13 protein-coding genes are annotated in these 17,463 nt (G+C 66.1%); 8 read left to right on the top strand and 5 right to left on the bottom strand.

All coding sequences use genetic code 11. The features are described 5' to 3' along the window. Positions 1-8: 8 nt before the first annotated feature. The 5 genes from GGD63_RS08540 to hpaH form a co-directional block, all read right to left on the bottom strand. Complete coding sequence (locus GGD63_RS08540; protein ID WP_183240825.1) at positions 9-878, bottom strand: fumarylacetoacetate hydrolase family protein; 870 nt, start codon at positions 876-878, stop codon at positions 9-11. Beyond that, a complete protein-coding gene (gene hpaD, locus GGD63_RS08545) occupies positions 878-1,861 on the bottom strand; it encodes a 3,4-dihydroxyphenylacetate 2,3-dioxygenase (protein WP_183240826.1) in 984 nt (327 codons plus the stop codon). Before hpaD ends, GGD63_RS08540 begins: the two co-directional genes overlap by 1 nt. 135 nt (positions 1,862-1,996) lie before the next feature. Next, the gene (gene hpaE / locus GGD63_RS08550; protein WP_183240828.1) at positions 1,997-3,535 is read right to left on the bottom strand and encodes a 5-carboxymethyl-2-hydroxymuconate semialdehyde dehydrogenase; all 1,539 of its coding nucleotides are present in this window, start codon (positions 3,533-3,535) and stop codon (positions 1,997-1,999) included. After that, a complete protein-coding gene (locus tag GGD63_RS08555; RefSeq protein WP_183240830.1) occupies positions 3,528-3,926 on the bottom strand; it encodes a 5-carboxymethyl-2-hydroxymuconate Delta-isomerase in 399 nt (132 codons plus the stop codon). The genes hpaE and GGD63_RS08555 overlap by 8 nt, the downstream gene beginning before the upstream one ends. 31 nt (positions 3,927-3,957) lie before the next feature. Continuing rightward, a complete protein-coding gene (gene hpaH / locus GGD63_RS08560) occupies positions 3,958-4,764 on the bottom strand; it encodes a 2-oxo-hept-4-ene-1,7-dioate hydratase (RefSeq protein WP_183240831.1) in 807 nt (268 codons plus the stop codon). 111 nt (positions 4,765-4,875) lie between these two features. Here hpaH and hpaR point away from each other — a divergent pair, with 111 nt between their 5' ends. The 8 genes from hpaR (at position 4,876) to GGD63_RS08600 (ending at position 17,197) form a co-directional block, all read left to right on the top strand. Further along, positions 4,876-5,394 carry a homoprotocatechuate degradation operon regulator HpaR gene (gene hpaR / locus GGD63_RS08565; protein ID WP_183240833.1) on the top strand — a complete coding sequence of 173 codons (519 nt, stop codon included), beginning with the start codon at positions 4,876-4,878 and terminating at the stop codon, positions 5,392-5,394. A 239-nt stretch (positions 5,395-5,633) separates the two neighbouring features. Continuing rightward, entirely contained in the window at positions 5,634-6,410 is a 777-nt protein-coding gene (locus GGD63_RS08570) for an aldolase/citrate lyase family protein (protein ID WP_312013107.1), read from the top strand. Between the two features lie 169 nt (positions 6,411-6,579). Continuing rightward, positions 6,580-8,103 (top strand): UxaA family hydrolase, encoded by a 1,524-nt coding sequence (locus GGD63_RS08575; protein WP_183240836.1) that lies wholly within the window; start codon positions 6,580-6,582, stop codon positions 8,101-8,103. A 241-nt stretch (positions 8,104-8,344) separates the two neighbouring features. After that, a complete protein-coding gene (locus tag GGD63_RS08580; RefSeq protein ID WP_183240837.1) occupies positions 8,345-8,863 on the top strand; it encodes a PAS domain-containing protein in 519 nt (172 codons plus the stop codon). Then, complete coding sequence (locus GGD63_RS08585) at positions 8,841-10,145, top strand: methyl-accepting chemotaxis protein (RefSeq protein WP_183240839.1); 1,305 nt, start codon at positions 8,841-8,843, stop codon at positions 10,143-10,145. The genes GGD63_RS08580 and GGD63_RS08585 overlap by 23 nt, the downstream gene beginning before the upstream one ends. Before the next feature lie 366 nt (positions 10,146-10,511). Then, entirely contained in the window at positions 10,512-13,781 is a 3,270-nt protein-coding gene (locus tag GGD63_RS08590) for a DUF2126 domain-containing protein (RefSeq protein WP_183240840.1), read from the top strand. Between the two features lie 27 nt (positions 13,782-13,808). Continuing rightward, entirely contained in the window at positions 13,809-16,322 is a 2,514-nt protein-coding gene (locus GGD63_RS08595; protein ID WP_183240841.1) for a circularly permuted type 2 ATP-grasp protein, read from the top strand. Beyond that, positions 16,319-17,197 carry a transglutaminase family protein gene (locus GGD63_RS08600; RefSeq protein ID WP_183240843.1) on the top strand — a complete coding sequence of 293 codons (879 nt, stop codon included), beginning with the start codon at positions 16,319-16,321 and terminating at the stop codon, positions 17,195-17,197. The genes GGD63_RS08595 and GGD63_RS08600 overlap by 4 nt, the downstream gene beginning before the upstream one ends. Positions 17,198-17,463 lie beyond the last annotated feature (266 nt).

Here is a 17,463-nt window from a genome sequence, read left to right on the forward strand (position 1 = left end):
GTTGTTGGTCAGGCTTCGTCGACGACGCCGTTGCGCAAGGAGCCGATGCCTTCCGCTGCGACCTCGATGACATCGCCCGGCTTGAGATAGCGCGGCGGATCGAACCGCGCACCGGCGCCGGTCGGCGTGCCCGTCACGATGATGTCACCGGGGACGAGCGTCGCGAAAGTCGAGATATAGCTGATGAGATAGCGGAACGGAAACATCAGCCGGCTGGTCCGGTCGTCCTGCCTGAGCTCGCCGTTGACATGCGTGGTGAGCCTGATGTCGGCGATCTGCGATTCCTGCGTATAGGGCACGAGCCACGGCCCCAGGCTCCCGCTGGAATCAAAGTTCTTGCCCTGGGTGACGTTGAACTTGGCGTGGCGCAGCCAGTCGCGCACCGAACCTTCGTTGCACAGCGTGAGCGCGGCAATGTGATCGAGCGCGTCGCTCTCGGCGATGTGCCGGCCTTGCTTGCCGATCACCAGCACGATCTCGCCCTCATAGTCGAGCTGCGCGGACGCGCGCGGGCGCACCAGGGGCGTGTCGTGACCGACGAAGGAGCGGGGCGAGCGCATGAACATGCTCGGATATTTCGGCGCCTCCTGACCGTCCTTGTACTCGGCGTTACGATCAGGATAGTTGACGCCGATGCAGATGATCTTCTCCGGCGCGGGCACCGGCGGCAGCCAGGTGATCTCGCTGAGTGCGTGAACCGGCGTGCGGCCGGCGGCTTCCTCCGCAAGGCTCACGAGCTTTCCGGCCGCGATCACCTCGCGCAGCGTCGGATAGTCTCTTGCATGGCGCGGCGAGAGATCGACGATGCCGCCCTCGAGGACGGCGCCGTAGCGGATATCACCCTTGACGGAATAGGTGGCGAGGCGAGGGAGTTTCATCAATCCGCCACCAGCACATCAGCCACGAATTTAGGCTCGCGCACGGTCTGGCCCGTGAACGGCGAGCCCTGCTCGAACCAGGAGCGCGGCGCGGGCGCGCCCCACAGCGTCTGGCGGCGCGGATCGCGCAGCGACCAGCGCAGCGGCTCGTGGTCATGATCCCCGGTGAAATAGTCGCTGGTGTAGAGCTCGAGGCGGTGGCCATCAGGGTCGCGGACATAGAGGAAGAACGCGTTCGAGATGCCGTGACGCCCCGGGCCGCGCTCGATGTTCTTCACAAAACCTTGCGAGGCCATGACGTCGCAGAGATGGATGATGTTCATCGCCGTCGGCGTCCAGTAGGCGAAATGGTGCAGCCGCGGGCCCTTGCCGTTGGTGATGGCGAAATCATGCACGTTGCCCTTGCGATGCATCCAGGCGGCGGCGATGCGCCCGTTCGGCCCGTCCTCCTCGGCGTACTCAGTGAGGCGGAAGCCGAGCCGCGCATAGAAATCGACGGTGTCCTGCACCTCGGCGGCGAAGACGTTGAAATGGTCGAGCCGCTGCGGATGGCAGCCCCGGTAGAGGTCGTAGCGGCGGAGCAGATGCGGCCGCCGGTCCATCGACGCATAGAGCTCGATCTGGAAGCCGAAGGGATCGGTGAACTGAAGGGTGCGGCCCTGGAAGGCCTGGTCGACGAAGGCGTAGGCGAGGCCGTTCTCGGAGAGGAACGCGGCGGCCTTGTCGAGGTCTTTGTCGTTGCCGACCTTGAAGCCGAGACGGGCGCAGGCCGGCACGGCGGCCTTGCGCAGCACCAGCGAGTGATGCTGGTGCTCCTCGGCGGCGCGCAGGTAAACGATCTTGTCGTCGGCATCCTCGACATGCAGGCCGACGGTGGTCTCGTAGAACTCGCGGCTCAGCTTCAGATCGGTGACGTCGAGCACGACGTGGCTGGAGCGGATGATGTTGAACGGCGGCTCGAAGACGTGTTGCGGTACCGGCATGTGCGTTTTCCCTTTTCTCGGCTTCGTCATTCCGGGGCGTGCGAAGCACGAACCCGGAATCCATTCATCCACCAACTCTGCTGCTCGATGGATTCCGGGTTCGGCTCTTCGAGCCGCCCCGGAATGACACTGCCGTTAAATTCCCAGCTTCTGAATCTTGTGCGTGCCCCGCGCCAGCGAGACGTGCTTGGTTTCCATGTAGAAGTCGAACGAATAGTCGCCGCCATCGCGGCCGATGCCCGAGGCCTTCATGCCGCCGAACGGCGTCGGTAGATGGCGGACGTTCTCCGAGTTCAGCCAGATCATGCCGGCCTCCAGCGCGTCTGCAACGCGCAGGGCGCGGCCGACGTCGTTGGTCCAGACATATCCGGTGAGGCCATAGCGGATGTCGTTGGCGATCTCGATCGCGTCCTTCTCGTCCTTGAAGGGCAGTACGGTCAGGAACGGCCCGAACACCTCCTCCTGCGCCACGCGCATCTTGCCGTGAGCGCCAGTCACCAGCGTCGGCTCGACATAATGTCCGCCGCCCGGGCCGTCATAGGCCTTGCCGCCGACCGCGATGGTCGCGCCGTCCTGGCGCGCGACGTCGAAATAGGAGCAGACCTTTGCGAGGTGACGTTCGTGGATCAGCGGCCCGATCTCGGTGGCGGGATCGAGGGGATGGCCGACTTTTAGCGCCTTCACGCGCGCGGTCAGCTTCTCGACGAATTTTTCCGCGATGCTCTGCTGGATCAGCAGGCGGCTCGAGGAGGTGCAGCGCTCGCCGTTGAGCGAGTAGATCATGAACACGACGGCATCGAGCGCGCGGTCGAGATCGGCATCGTCGAACACGATCACCGGGTTCTTGCCGCCGAGCTCGAAATGCACGCGCTTCAAGGTCGGCGCACCCTGAACCATGATCGCCGATCCCGTTGCGCTCTCGCCGACGAAGCCGATCGCCTTGATGGCGGGATGCTCGGTCAACGCCTTGCCGGCCTCTTCGCCGAAGCCGTGTACGGTGTTGAGCACGCCGTCGGGCACGCCGGCTTCCTTGACGAGCCTTCCCAGAATAGAGGCCGTCACCGGCGACCACTCGGCCGGCTTGTGCACGACGGTGCAGCCGGCGGCGAGCGCCGGGGCGATCTTCCAGGTCGAGAGCATGAACGGCGTGTTCCACGGTGTAATCACGCCGACCGGGCCGATCGGCACGCGCGTCGAGATGTTCCAGTGCTCGTCGCTCGGCGTGTTGAGGCCGTCGCGCGCTTCGGCGCATTTGTCGGCGAAGAAGCGGAAATTCTCGGCGGCGCGGATCGCGGCCTTGGCCATGAAGCGATAGGCTTGTCCCGTGTCGATGCATTCGAGCACGGCGATGTCGTCGGCATTGTCCTCGATCGCATCAGCCACCCGATGCAGCAGCTTGCGCCGCATCGCGGGGCCCATGTCGCGCCAGGACTTGAACGCGAGCGAAGCGGCCGTTGCCGCCCGATCGATATCCTCGGCATTGCCGCGCGCGACACTGGCGAGCACGGCGCCATCGACCGGCGACTTGGTCTCGAAGGTCTCGCCGGAGATCGAGGCGACGGTCTTGCCGTCGATCATGTGGCCGATGCCGTCTGCGCGCAGCGTCTTCAGCAGCGGCGCAACGCGGTCGCGGTTGGCCTGGAAGATATCGGCTTTCGGGGTGGGCTCATCCATGGGCGGCCTCCACCTTCAGGGCGTCGTGGATGTTGTTGCGCTTCCAGCTGGTGTCCTTGTCGTTGATCTGCATGTCGAACGACAAGGCGAACTTGCTGGCGGCGAAGACGGGATCGAGATGTTTTGACAGCGCCTGAAAGACATGCTCGCCGGCCTTCTTGCGCGTGGGAAGATCGCGGCCTTCGCCGATGCGCAGCACCATGTCGAGGAAGCCGTAATCCTGCCGCGCGTCCGCGATCGCATAATGCTCGCACCTGACGGCGCGGACGCGGATGCCGCCGAGCGGGAAGATGCCGGTCTCCACTGCTGCCTTGCGCACGACTTCGCACACCGCGGCGATGTCGAGGCGGCCATCGAGATTGGCCGAATATTCGATCGTGAAATGCGGCATCGCGGTTTCACTCCCTGTGTAGTCTTGTCGCTTAAGCGAAGTAGCAGCTCACCGAGCCGTAGGCGCCATAATCAGCCTGGATTGTGTCGCCCTTGCGGGTCTCGATCGGACGGATGAAGGAGCCGGCGAGCACGGCCTGGCCCGGCTCCAGAGCAAGGCCCAGCGGCGCAATCTTGTTCGCAAGCCACGCAACGGCGGACGCAGGATGATTGAGCACGCCGGCGGCAAGGCCTGTCTCTTCGAGCTGACCATTCTTGAAACACAGCGCGCCGATCCAGCGCAAGTCCGCATCCAGCGGTCGGATCGGCCGTCCCCCGAGCACGATGCCGGCATTCGCCGCATTGTCGGCGATGGTGTCGAAAATCTTGCGCGTGGCCTTCGTTCTGGGATCGACGCGTTCGATCCGCGTGTCCAAAATCTCCAGCGCCGGCACCACGAAGTCGGTGGCATTGAGCACGTCGAACATCGTGCAGTCGGGGCCGGCGAGCCGCTTGCTCATGACGAAGGCGAGCTCGGCCTCGACGCGCGTCGCGATGAAGCGCTCGGTCGGAATGATCCCGCCATCGGCGAAGAACATGTCGTCGAGCAGTACGCCCGAATCCGGCTCGTCGATATTGAGCGCGCTCTGCATCGCCTTCGAGGTCAGGCCGATCTTGTGGCCCTTGACGATGCGCCCCTCTGCGATCTTGACGTCGACCCAGGCCTTCTGAATCGCGTAGGCATCGGCAATGGTGATGTCAGGGAATTCCTGCGAGAGCTGCCGGATCTGTGTGCGGGTCTTCTCCGCCTGGTGCAGACGCTTCGCGCAAGCCTGGATATCGTCGTTGGAAAGCGCCATGCGTCATCTTACAAATCGTGGTGCCCGGAGATACTTAACATGTTAAGTGAATGCGTCAAACAGAATCTGAGCTTGCTGCACTGCAAACGTCTTGTGGTTTGAAAGGGCGCCATGACCAAGAGACCGGCTGATCCCACGAATGGAAGCGCGCCAGCCGCGCGCCAGGTGCCGATGCGCGACTTCTCGCGCTCGCTGCCGATGTCGCTGCTGCGGGCGCGCGAGGCGGTGATGCGGCAGTTCCGCCCCTCGCTGCGCGAGCACGGCCTCACCGAGCAGCAATGGCGCATCCTGCGCGCGCTGGCGTCCATCGAGGCCGCCGAGGTCACGGAACTCGCGCGCACCGCGTTCCTGCTCGGGCCGAGCCTGTCGCGCATCCTGCGCGATCTCGAGGCGCGCAATCTGATCGAGCGCAAGACGGCGAAAGCGGACCAGCGCCGCAGCATGGTCTCGATCTCGAAGGAGGGCGTGAAGCTGATGGCCTCCGTGGCGCCGACGTCGGAGGCGATCTACGCCGAGATCACCAGCCGCTTCGGTGCCCGCAAGCTCGCCGAATTGCAGGAGATGCTCGGCGAGCTCGAACAGAGTCTCGCTGGCCTCGGCGCCGGCAATGAGGCAAGTGCCGAGGAGTGACAGCAGATATGCGCTCCCGCGCGGCAACTGTCATGGACATGACCGCGTTTTTTCGCTCAAAGTGCCGCTCAAGCCGATCGCTCGAAAGTCGGCGCCGGGACGGATGACCCCCTTGCCGGATGACATCTTGCGTCATTGCGAGCGTAGCGCGGCGATCGGCTTCGCGGTAATAACGGCATCGCCTTGTCGCGGCGCTCGTCATGGTGACGACGGTCCAAACAACAAAGAAGGAAGGCAACGTGGCGAATAAAGTCAAAGAGATCTGGAAGTCGGGCAAGGCCGTGGTCAACGCGTGGCTGGCAATTCCCTCCGGCTTCTCGGCCGAGATGGTCGCGCAATGCGGCTTCGACAGCGTCACGGTCGACATGCAGCACGGCGTGCAGGACTATCTCTCGATGGTGCAGTGCTTTCAGGCGATGGACAAGCATCCGGTGACCCCGATGGTCCGCGTGCCCTGGAACGAGCCCGGCATCATCGGCAAGGTGCTCGATGGCGGGGCCTATGGCGTGATCTGCCCGATGGTCAACACGCCGCAGGAAGCCCGGAACCTCGTCTCCTATTCCAAATATCCGCCGAAGGGCGTGCGCTCCAACGGCCCGATCCGCGCCGGCATGTACGGCACCGCCGGCTCCTACCAGAAGACGGCGAACGATGAGATCGTGCTGCTGCCGATGATGGAAACCCGGACTGCGGTCGAGAACATGGAAGCGATCCTCGACGTCGAAGGTATCGACGGCGTCTATATCGGGCCGTCCGATCTCGGCTTCTCCTACGGTCTCGAGCCCAAGCTCGACCGCAGCGAGCCCGAGATCCTCGCGATCTACGAGAAGATCATCAAGGAGTGCGGCAAGCGCGGCCTCAACCCCGGCATCCATTGCAGCGGCGCGGAAGGTGCCGCGCGCGCCATCAACATGGGCTTCAAGCTGGTGACGCTCTCGAACGAGGTCGGCCTGATGACGACCTACGCCAAGATGCAGGTCAACGCGACCCGCAAGGAATCGGGCGGGAAGGCCTAAGCTCTCTCCTTTCCCTCTCCCCGCTCTTGCGGGGAGAGGGTTAGGGTGAGGGGCCTCTCTCAACACGAACTGACCTAACATGTGGACGATGCTTCGCATCGCCGGGAGCGATCCGACCTCTCCCCGCAAGAACGGGGAGAGGTGAAGCAAGAGACCCAAGGAGATACCTATGACCATCAGCCCCGTCATCCGCCTGCATCCCGATGATGGCGTGGTGATCGCGCGCGCGAGCCTGCCGCCGGGAACATTGGTGGCCGACGGCGTGACCACGGTCGACCGCATCCCCTCCGGCCACAAGGTCGCGATCAGGCCGATCGCCGTCGGTGAGCCGGTGATCCGCTACGGCCAGATCATCGGCTTTGCGACCATTCCGATCGCGCCGGGCCAGCACGTGCACGTGCAGAACTGCGGCATGGGTGATTTCTCGAAGGATTATGCCTATTGCGTCGACGTCAAGCCGACGCCGAACTTCGACCTGCCCGCGACCTTCGAAGGCATCCGCCGCCCGGACGGACGCGTCGCCACGCGCAACTATATCGGCATCCTCACCTCGGTGAATTGCAGCGCGCATGTCGCAAGCCTCGTCGCCGACGTCTTCAAGAAGAATCCCTTCACCGGCGACAATCCGCTGGCCGATTTCCCCAACGTCGACGGCGTGGTCGCGCTGACCCACAAGACCGGCTGCGGCATGACGCAGAACGAGCCGCTGGCCTTGCTCCGCCGCACGCTCGGCGGCTATGCGCGCCACGCCAATTTCGCCCACGTCATCGTGCTCGGCCTCGGCTGCGAGGTGAACCAGATCGGCGGCCTGATGGAAGAGCAGAAGCTCGCCGGCCGCCTGCGCGCGATGGACATCCAGGAGGTCGGCGGCACCCGCAAGACCGTGGAAGCAGGCATCGCCTTCGTGCGCGAGGCGCTCGCTGATGCCAACAAGGTCAAGCGCGAGTCGGTGCCGGCGAGCGAGCTGACCGTCGCTCTGCAATGCGGGGGCTCGGACGGCTATTCCGGCGTCTCGGCCAATCCGGCGCTGGGCGCGGCCAGCGATCTCGTCGTCCGTCACGGCGGCACCGTGATCCTGTCGGAGACGCCGGAGACTTACGGCGCAGAGCATCTGCTGACGCGCCGCGCCGTCAGCCGCGAGGTCGGCGAGAAGCTGGTCGACCTCATGCGCTGGTGGGACGAATACACCGAGCGGGAAGGCGCCGAGATGAACGCCAATCCGAGCCCCGGCAACAAGGCCGGCGGCCTCACCACGATCCTGGAGAAGTCGCTCGGCGCGATGGCCAAGGCCGGCACCACCAACCTCGTCGAGGTGCTGCGCTACGCCGAGCCGGTGACCAAGCGCGGCTTCGTGTTCATGGACACGCCCGGCTACGATCCCGTGGCCGCCACCGGGCAGGTCGCCGGCGGCGCCAACCTCGTCTGCTTCACGACGGGCCGCGGCAGCGTGTTCGGCTGCAAGCCGGCGCCCTCGATCAAGCTCGCCACCAACACGCCCATGTACAAGCGCATGGAAGAGGACATGGACGTCAATTGCGGCACCATCCTCGAGGGCGAGGAGAGCGTCGAGCAATGCGGCCAGCGCATCTTCGATCTCATCCTCAAGACCGCATCGGGCCAGCCGACCAAGAGCGAGAGCTTCGATTTCGGCGGCGCCGAGTTCGCGCCCTGGGTGCTGGGCGCGACGATGTAGTCGCGTGCGTGCGTCGATCGCACAACGCAGTCAAAAGCAACCGGCAGCTGTCGCCCGCGACCAAACTGCGGCAGCCGCGTGTGGCTTGCACGAAATGCAACAATGGTTCGCTACGTAGTGATACGGAGGCGGGCATCTCTCGCAAGAGTTCCGCGGCTTACACCTGATTAACAATGTTGCCGTAGACAGAGCCGGATATGGCTCCGCACCGTCGCGTGGCCGGCTTTGAAGGGTCGAACCGATGCAAGCGATACGTCCCACTGGGGTGGAGAATCTCCTCGGCGACGAGGAGCTGATCGTATCGAAGACCGATCTCAAAGGCCGCATCACCTACGCCAACGACGTCTTTCTCCGGATGGCGAAGTACTCGTGGAAGGAGCTGATGGGTGCCCCCCACAGCCTGATCCGCCATCCCGACATGCCGCGCGCCGTCTTCAAGCTGCTGTGGGACACGCTGCAGTCCAAGCAGGAGATCTTCGCCTACGTCGTCAACCTGGCGAAGGACGGCAGTCATTACTGGGTGTTCGCCCACGTCACGCCGACCTTCGACGAGCGCGGCAATATCGTCGGCTATCACTCCAACCGTCGCAAGCCGGATCCCGCGCAGATCGAGCGCATCAAGCCGATCTACAAGACGCTGTGCGCGGAAGAGGCGCGGCATGCCAATGCCAAGGACGGCATGCATGCGAGCTTCGAGGCCATGGTCGGGCTGCTCAAGCAACAGGGTGTCGGTTACGATGAATTTGTGCTCTCTCTCTAAGGCGCAGGGAGCGACCGCGCTCGCGTGTGTTCTTGCCGTCGTTGCCTGCGTTCTCTCTCTTCTCGGCCTGACCGGGGTCACCGGTGCCGCTTTGCTTGGCGCGACGGTCGCGCTGCTCGGCTACGTCGTCTGGTGCCAGCACCGCACGGCGGTGGCCGTCGATGAGGTGGCCGACGTATGCCGCAAGGCGGCGCGCGGTGATCTCGAGGCCCGCATCCTCAGTGAGCGGCAGGCCGGGCGGATCGGAGCCATCCAGAAATCCGTCAACGACATGCTCGACATCACCGATGCCTTCCAGCGCGAAGCGTCGGCGTCGATGGAGTATGCCAGCCGCGGCAAGTATTTCCGCAAGATCCTGGCGCGCGGGCTGCCCGGCTCGTTCCGGCGATCGGCCGCCGTCATCAATTCCGGCACCGATAGCCTCGGCCGCCGTGTGGTCGAGGTCGCGGATATCGCCAAGCAGTTTGGCACGCATCTCGATCAGGTCGCGGGCACGCTGATGGGCGCTGCGACCGATCTCGAAACCGACGCAGGCCAGATGGCAGCGGCGGCCGAGAAGACCAGCCGGCAGACCTCCGGCGTGCTCAGTGCGTCCGACCAGGCGTCCCGCAACGTCGCTACCGTCGCCAGCGCGGCGGAGCAGCTCGCGTCCTCGATCGCCGAGATCAGCCGCCAGGTGGCCGGCTCGACGGCGAGCACGGGACGAGCGGTGAACGAGGCCAATCGCGCCGGCAGCGAGATCCGTACCCTTGCGGATGCCGCGATGCAGATCGGCGACGTCGTCAAGCTGATCAGCGAGATCGCCTCGCAGACCAACCTGCTCGCGCTCAACGCCACCATCGAGGCGGCCCGCGCAGGGGAGGCCGGCCGCGGCTTCGCGGTGGTGGCCTCCGAGGTCAAGAGCCTCGCCAACCAGACCGCGAAGGCGACCGAGGAGATCAGCGCCAAGGTCGGCGAGATGCAGCAATCGACCACCAATTCGGTCGCGGCCGTCGAGGCCATCGCGCAGACCATCGCCGAGATCAACGGCATCACCGCCAGCATTGCGGCCTCGATCGAGCAGCAGGGGGCCGCGACGCGCGAGATCGCCCGCAACGTTCACGAAGCCTCCGCCGGCACCTCTCAGGTCTCCTCCAACGTGACAGGCATCAGCGATGCCGCCGCCGACACCGGCCGCGTCGCCAGCCGCGTCAACAGCGCCGCCGAACGCGTCCACGGCGAAGTGGAGACGCTCCGCCGCGAAGTGACCCAGTTCCTGCAGCGGCTGACGTCGGCAGCGTAACGCTGCGCCACCCACCGCCGTCGTCCCGGACAAGCGCGCCCCGAGGCGCGCGCTGATCCGGGACCCATAAGCCACCGGCAGTGGTTGGGTGCGAGCTGACAATTGCCAACCTTCGTCAAACGACTTCCTGTGGTTATGGGTCTCGGATCAGCGCTCCGCTCCTGGCAACGCTGCGCGTTGCCACGAGCTCTGCTTGTCCGGGACGACGTGTGTGGGAAGAGCGCGGCGTAGCCACAATCTCCGTCATCGTCCCGACGAAGCCGGGACGACCGGGATACTTCCTAGGCACCCTCTGCCCGTTGTTAGTGCTTGATCGCATTGACGTCAGGTGTTCTGCTTAAAAAAGCTGCTGGAGCACCGCACCCCGTGTCGATCTACGTCGCATTACACCACGTCACGCATTACAAATACGACCGCCCGATCGATCTCGGCCCGCAGACCATCCGCCTGCGGCCGGCGCCGCACACGCGCACGCCGATCCTGAGCTATTCGCTCAAGGTCACGCCGGCGAACCACTTCGTGAACTGGCAGCAGGACCCGCAAGGCAACTGGCTCGCCCGCTACGTCTTCCCGGAGAAGACGACCGAGCTGAAATTCGAGGTCGACTTCACGGCGCAGATGACCGTGGTCAACCCGTTCGACTTCTTCGTCGAGCCCTACGCCGACAGCTTTCCGTTCGAATACCCCAAGGACCTCAAGACCGAGCTTGCGCCTTATCTCGAGACGATCAAGCCCGATCGCCTGTTCGCGAAATATCTCGATTCGATCCCGCACGAAGCGCCGAACACCGTCAACTTCCTGGTCGACCTGAACAGGGAGTTGCGGGATCGGGTCAGCTACATCATCCGCATGGAGCCCGGCGTGCAGACGCCGGAGGAGACGCTCTCCTCCGGCGCAGGATCGTGCCGCGATTCCGCGTGGCTTCTCATCCAGACGCTGCGGCATCTCGGCCTCGCGGCGCGTTTCGTCTCCGGCTATCTGATCCAGATTCGTCCGGACATCGATCCGATCGAGGGCCCGCCCGAAGTCGAGAACGATTTCACCGATCTGCATGCCTGGGCCGAGGTCTACCTGCCGGGCGCGGGCTGGATCGGGTTTGACGCCACCTCCGGCATGCTCGCCGGCGAGGGCCACATCCCGGTGGCCGCCACGCCGCATTATCGCTCGGCCGCGCCCATCTCCGGCGGTGCCGGTTTTGCCGAGGTCGAGTTCGCCTTCGACATGAGCGTGAAGCGCATCCGCGAGGCGCCCCGCATCACAAAACCGTTCTCCGACGAATCCTGGGCGCGGCTCAACGATCTCGGCGAGCAGGTCGACGGCGATCTCGCCGCGCAGGACGTGCGGCTCACCATGGGCGGCGAGCCGACCTTCGTCTCCGTCGACGATCTGGAGGCGGCGGAATGGAACACCGAGGCGGTCGGTCCGACCAAGCGCGCGCTCGCCGATGATCTGATCCGCCGCCTGCGCACGCGGTTCGGGCCGGGCGGCCTTTTGCATTACGGCCAGGGCAAATGGTATCCCGGCGAGAGCTTGCCGCGCTGGGCCTTCGGTCTGTACTGGCGCAAGGACGGCGTGCCGATCTGGAAGAATGCCGATCTCATCGCCAAGATCGAAAACCCCCGTCGCGCCGAGGCGAAGGACGCCGAGGCCTTCATGGAGGGCACGGCGGCGCGGCTCGGGCTCGATCCCGGCTACATCATGCCGGCCTATGAGGACACCGCCTATTGGCTCCAGAAGGAAGCCGAACTCCCCGTCAACGTCGATCCCTCCGACTCCAAATTGTCCGATCCGGAGGCGCGCGCGCGGATGGCGCGGGTGTTCGAGCAGGGCCTCAACGTCCCGCGCGGCTTCGTGCTGCCGGTGCAGCGCTGGAACGCACCGCCGCGCTGGCGCAGCGAGCGCTGGCAACTGCGGCGCAATCATCTGTTCCTGACGCCGGGCGATTCACCGCTCGGCCTGCGCCTGCCGATCGGTTCGCTCGGTTACGTCCCACCCAATCAATATCCTTACATCATCGAGCGGGACCCGATGGAGGCGCGGGGCAAGCTGCCGGTGTTCAGCCTCGCGGCGCGCCCGGAAGCTCCGCCGCGGGTCGCGCCCGAGCATCTCAACACGTCCATCCCGATCCGCACCGCGATGTCGGTCGAAGTGCGCGACGGCGTGCTCTGTGCCTTCATGCCGCCGGTCGAGCGCATCGAGGATTATCTCGAACTGGTCGCAGCCCTCGAAGCGACCGCCGAGGAGATGCAGTTCCAGGTCCATGTCGAGGGCTATCCGCCGCCGTTCGATCCGCGCATCGAGGTGATCAAGGTGACGCCCGACCCCGGCGTCATCGAGATCAACATCCAGCCGGCGAAGAGCTGGCGCGATGCGGTCGACATCACCTCCGGCCTCTATGAGGACGCCGGCAAGGTGCGGCTCGGCGCCAACCGTTTCCTGGTCGACGGCCGCCACACCGGCACCGGCGGCGGCAATCACGTCGTGATCGGCGGCTCGAGCCCACAGGACTCGCCGTTCCTGCGCCGGCCTGATCTGCTCAAGAGTCTGGTCTTGTACTGGCAGCGGCATCCGTCGCTGTCCTATTTCTTCTCCGGCCTGTTCATCGGCCCGACCAGCCAGGCGCCGCGCATCGACGAAGCCCGCCACGACAGCATCTACGAGCTCGAGATCGCGCTCTCGCACGTGCCGCCGCCGGGCTACCAGACGCCGCTGTGGCTGGTGGACCGGCTGTTCCGGCATCTGCTCGTCGACATCACCGGCAACACCCACCGCGCCGAGATCTGCATCGACAAGCTCTATTCGCCCGATGGCCCCACCGGCCGGCTCGGCCTCGTCGAATTCCGCGCGCTCGAGATGCCGCCCGATCCGCGCATGTCGCTGGCGCAGCAGCTCCTGATCCGCGCGCTGATCGCAAAGTTCTGGCGCGAGCCGCAATCCGGCAAGTTCGTGCGCTGGGGCACCGCGCTGCACGACCGTTACATGCTGCCGCATTTCATCTGGGAGGATTTTCTGGACGTGCTCTCCGAGCTCAAGGAGTTCGGTTATCCGTTCGAGCCGGAATGGTATCTGGCCCAGCTCGAATTCCGCTTCCCCGCTTTCGGCCGCGTTCATCATGGCGGGGTGACGCTGGAACTCCGGCAGGCGCTGGAGCCCTGGCATGTGCTCGGCGAGGAGGGCTCGGCCGGCGGCACCGTGCGCTATGTCGACTCCTCGGTCGAGCGGCTCCAGGTCAAGGCCGAGGGTTTTGTGGAGGGCCGCCACATCGTCACCTGCAACGGCCGCCGCCTGCCGATGACCTCGACCGGCCGCTCGGCGGAGGCCGTGGCCGGCGTCCGCTTCAAGGCCTGGCAGCCGGCCTCCGGCCTGCACCCGACCATTCCCGTCCACGCGCCGCTGACCTTCGATCTCATTGACACCTGGAACGGCCGCTCGCTCGGCGGCTGCGTCTATCACGTCGCCCATCCCGGCGGGCGCAACTACGACACCAAGCCGGTCAACACTTATGAGGCCGAGGCGCGGCGACTGGCGCGCTTCCAGGACCACGGCCACACCCCGGGTCCGATGCAACCGCCGCCCGAGGAACGCACAAATGAGTTTCCGCTGACCCTCGACTTGCGGACCCCGCTCCTGCAATGAGTATGATGGTGGGGCAGGGAGAGGCGCATGGGCGAGGGCGCAGCCGAAGACAACGACCAGGCGGGCAGGGCACAAGCCCAGCAGCGGATTGCGCAATGGGTCCGCGACTATAGCCGCCTACCCGGCATCCCCGACGAATTCCTGGGGCCCGACGGTGCGCCGCGCGCGGTCTGGAGCCGCTTCTTCGATGCCTTCGGCGCGCTCGCGCCCGACGAGATCGAGCGGCGCTTCGGCATGGCCGACCGCCATTTGCGCGAGGCCGGCGTCACCTACCGCGCCCCCGGCGACAGCGCCGACCGGCCCTGGTCGCTCAGCCATCTGCCGCTGCTGATCGACGAGGCCGACTGGCAGCAGCTCTGCGCCGGCATCACCCAGCGCGCCGAGCTGCTCGAGCTCGTGCTGCGCGACATCTACGGCGAGGGACGCCTCGTCGCCGAAGGCGCGCTGCCCGCGGCTGCGATCGCCGGCAGCCCCGAATATCTCCGTCCCGTCTGCGGCGTGCCGCCGCCGGGCGGGCGCTATCTCTCGCTCTATGCCGCCGATGTCGGCCGCGGTCCCGACGGCCGTTGGTGGGTGCTCGGCGACCGCACCCAGGCCCCGTCTGGCGCGGGCTACGCGCTCGAAAATCGCCTGGTGCTCTCGCGCGCCTTCTCCGATCTCTACAAGTCGATGAACGTGCCGCGCGTCGCGCCGTTTTTCGAGGCGTTCCGCGACTCGCTTCGCGCGCGCGCCGATCGCGACGAGCCGCGGATCGGCGTGCTGACACCCGGCAGCTTCAGCGAGACCTATTTCGAGCATGCGACGCTGGCGCGCTATCTCGGCTTCCTCTTGGTCGAGGGCGACGATCTCGCCGTCAGCGACAATCGCATCCACATCCGCACCGTCGCTGGCCTGAAGCGGCTCGATGTGCTCTTGCGCCGCGTCGATTCCAACTCGCTCGATCCGCTCGAGCTCGATGCCTCCTCGCGGCTGGGGGTGCCCGGCCTGATCGATGTGCTGCGCAAGGACGGCGTCGTCGTCGCCAACATGCCTGGCTCGGGCGTGCTGGAGGCGCGGGCGCTGCTCGGCTTCCTGCCGGCGCTCAGCCGCCGCCTGCTCGGCGAAGAGCTGAAGATGCCGCATATCGCGACCTGGTGGTGCGGCCAGCGCAACGCGCGCGACGAAGTGCTGTCGCGGCTCGACGAGGTCGCGATCGAGGGCGCCTACCGGCGCGGCGTGCCCGGCTTCGACTCTAGCGGCCCTGTGCTCGCAAGCGAGCTCGATGCATCCGGACGTCAGCGCCTGATCGATGCCATCAGTGCGCGCGGCATGGACTATGTCGGGCAGGAGGTGGTGCGGCTCTCGACCATGCCGGTGTGGGAGCAGGGCCAGATCACGCCGCGTCCTTTCGTGCTGCGCGTGTTTGCGGCTGCGACGCCCGACGGTTGGGCCATCATGCCCGGCGGCTTCTGCCGGATCGCAGAGCAGGCTGATGCGCGCGCGGTGTCGATGGGCGACGGCGCCCGTGCCGCCGACGTCTGGGTTGTCTCCGACAAGCAGGTCTCGACCGCGACGCTCTTGCCGGCGACCGACAAGGTCCGCATCCGCCGCATCGCCGGCGTGCTGCCGAGCCGCGCCGCCGACAATTTGTTCTGGCTCGGCCGCTATCTCGAGCGCGCCGAGGCGACGCTGCGGCTGGTGCGCGCGCTGGGCTCGCCGAGCGGGCCCAACAAGGGCACCGCGGCCTCGCTGCAATCGTCCGAACGCATCCAGCGCATGCTGGTGGCCTGGGGCGCGATCTCGCAGACCTCGCGCGCGGCGCCCGGACGCATCACCGCCGAGGCGCTGCAGAGCGCGGAGCGCTTTGGCTCGGCGTTGTCGCTGGTCCGCTCGGCCCAGCGCACCGCGACGTCCTTGCGCGAGCGGCTGTCGCCCGATGCCTGGCAGGTCATCACCGAGATGGCCGAGCGCCTCGCTGACGAGGTCGAGGACGACGACAGCGTGCTGAGCGCCGCCGAGCTGACCTTGCAGGAGCTGGCGAGCTTCGCCGGCCTGGCGCAGGAGAACATGAACCGCGCCGCCGGCTGGCGCTTCCTCGATATCGGCCGCCGCACCGAGCGCGCCATCAACACCACGCGCTTTGCACGTCAATTTGCATATGACGAGGCCGGCGACGAGGATCTCGATATCCTGCTGACGCTGGTGGATTCGCAGATCACCTACCGCTCGCGCTACCTGCTGGCACCGATCCTGGCGCCGGTGCGCGACCTCGCGGTGCTCGACAGCTACAATCCGCGTTCGGTGGCGTTCCAGGTCGCGACCTTGAACGAGCACATCGCGGCGCTGCCGAGCCTGAAGGAGCACGGCCTGATCGAGCAGCCGCAGCGGCTTGCGGTGGCGGTGCAGGCGATGCTGGCGACGGCCGAGGCCGAGAAGCTCGAGGTCAAGACGCTGTTCGCGCTGGAGCAGGATCTGCTCAGCCTCGCCGAGGCGATCGGGCTGCACTACTTCCCGCACGGCCCCAATGCCAGCCGGCCGGAAAAGCTGACGGGGCTGGCGTGATCTACGACATCCGTCACGTCACGACCTACGAATACGAAAGTCCAGTCAGCTTCGCCCGCTGCACGCTGCGGCTGGAGCCCAGAAGCGGCAACGGTCAGGAACTGATCTCGCACCAGGTCGAGATCCGTCCGCGCCCCTCCGAGCGCAACGTCCGCCGCGATTTCTTCGGCACGCTGACCGAGAGCGTGGTGATCGAGGCCGCGCATCGCAATTTGCGCATCGACTCGCGCTCGCGGGTTTCTATCTCGCGCCAGCCGCCGGCGCGCGATGCGGTCAGTCCGTCCTGGGAGAGCATTCGCGACATCGCCTTCGAAGCGACCAGCCTCGGGCCGTCTTCGCCGGTCGGCTATGTCTTTGCGAGCCCGCTGGTGCCGGTGCTGCGCCCGGTCAGCGCCTATGCGGCGGAAAGCTTTCCGCCCGGCGAGGGCATCCTCAAAGGCGCGGTCGATCTCATGCATCGCATTCGCAACCAGTTTCGCTACGATCCCAAGGCCACCGTGATCTCGACGCCGCTCAACGAGGTCTTCGACCAGCGCCACGGCGTCTGCCAGGACTTTGCCCATGTAATGATCGCAGGGCTGCGCGGGCTCGGTCTTCCGGCCGCCTATGTCAGCGGCTACTTGCGTACCATTCCGCCGCCGGGCCAGCCGCGCCTGCAGGGCGCCGACGCCACCCATGCCTGGGTCTCGCTGTGGTGCGGGGCGGAGCTGGGCTGGGTCGATCTCGACCCGACCAACGATCTTCTGGTCGCGAACGACCATATCGTGCTCGCGGTGGCTCGCGACTTCTCCGACGTCTCGCCGGTCGACGGCATCATCGTCGGCTCGCCCAAGCAGAAGCTCGGCGTCGCCGTCGACGTGCTGCTGGTGGAGTGACGGCGGCCTCCCGTCCCGGCGGCGAAGACGATGCAGGCGCATGCGCCAGGCTGCGGTCCATTGCGCCGGCCTTGCGCCGACGTCCGATAAAGCGAATTTGATTTCCGCGCCTGGCCGGAGCCCCCGACGGGTCGGCCCGGCTGCATCCGCGCCGCGACCGCAACCGCGATCTCGCAGGGCACAAGAGCAACATAATTTACGGATTTGGGGCGCGGGATTTGGTCACCCGGCCCAAGATGGGCTATGCTGGCCTCGCGTCGAGGACA

The sequence above is a fragment of the Bradyrhizobium sp. cir1 genome, assembly GCF_014198245.1.
Taxonomy (GTDB): Bacteria; Pseudomonadota; Alphaproteobacteria; order Rhizobiales; family Xanthobacteraceae; genus Bradyrhizobium.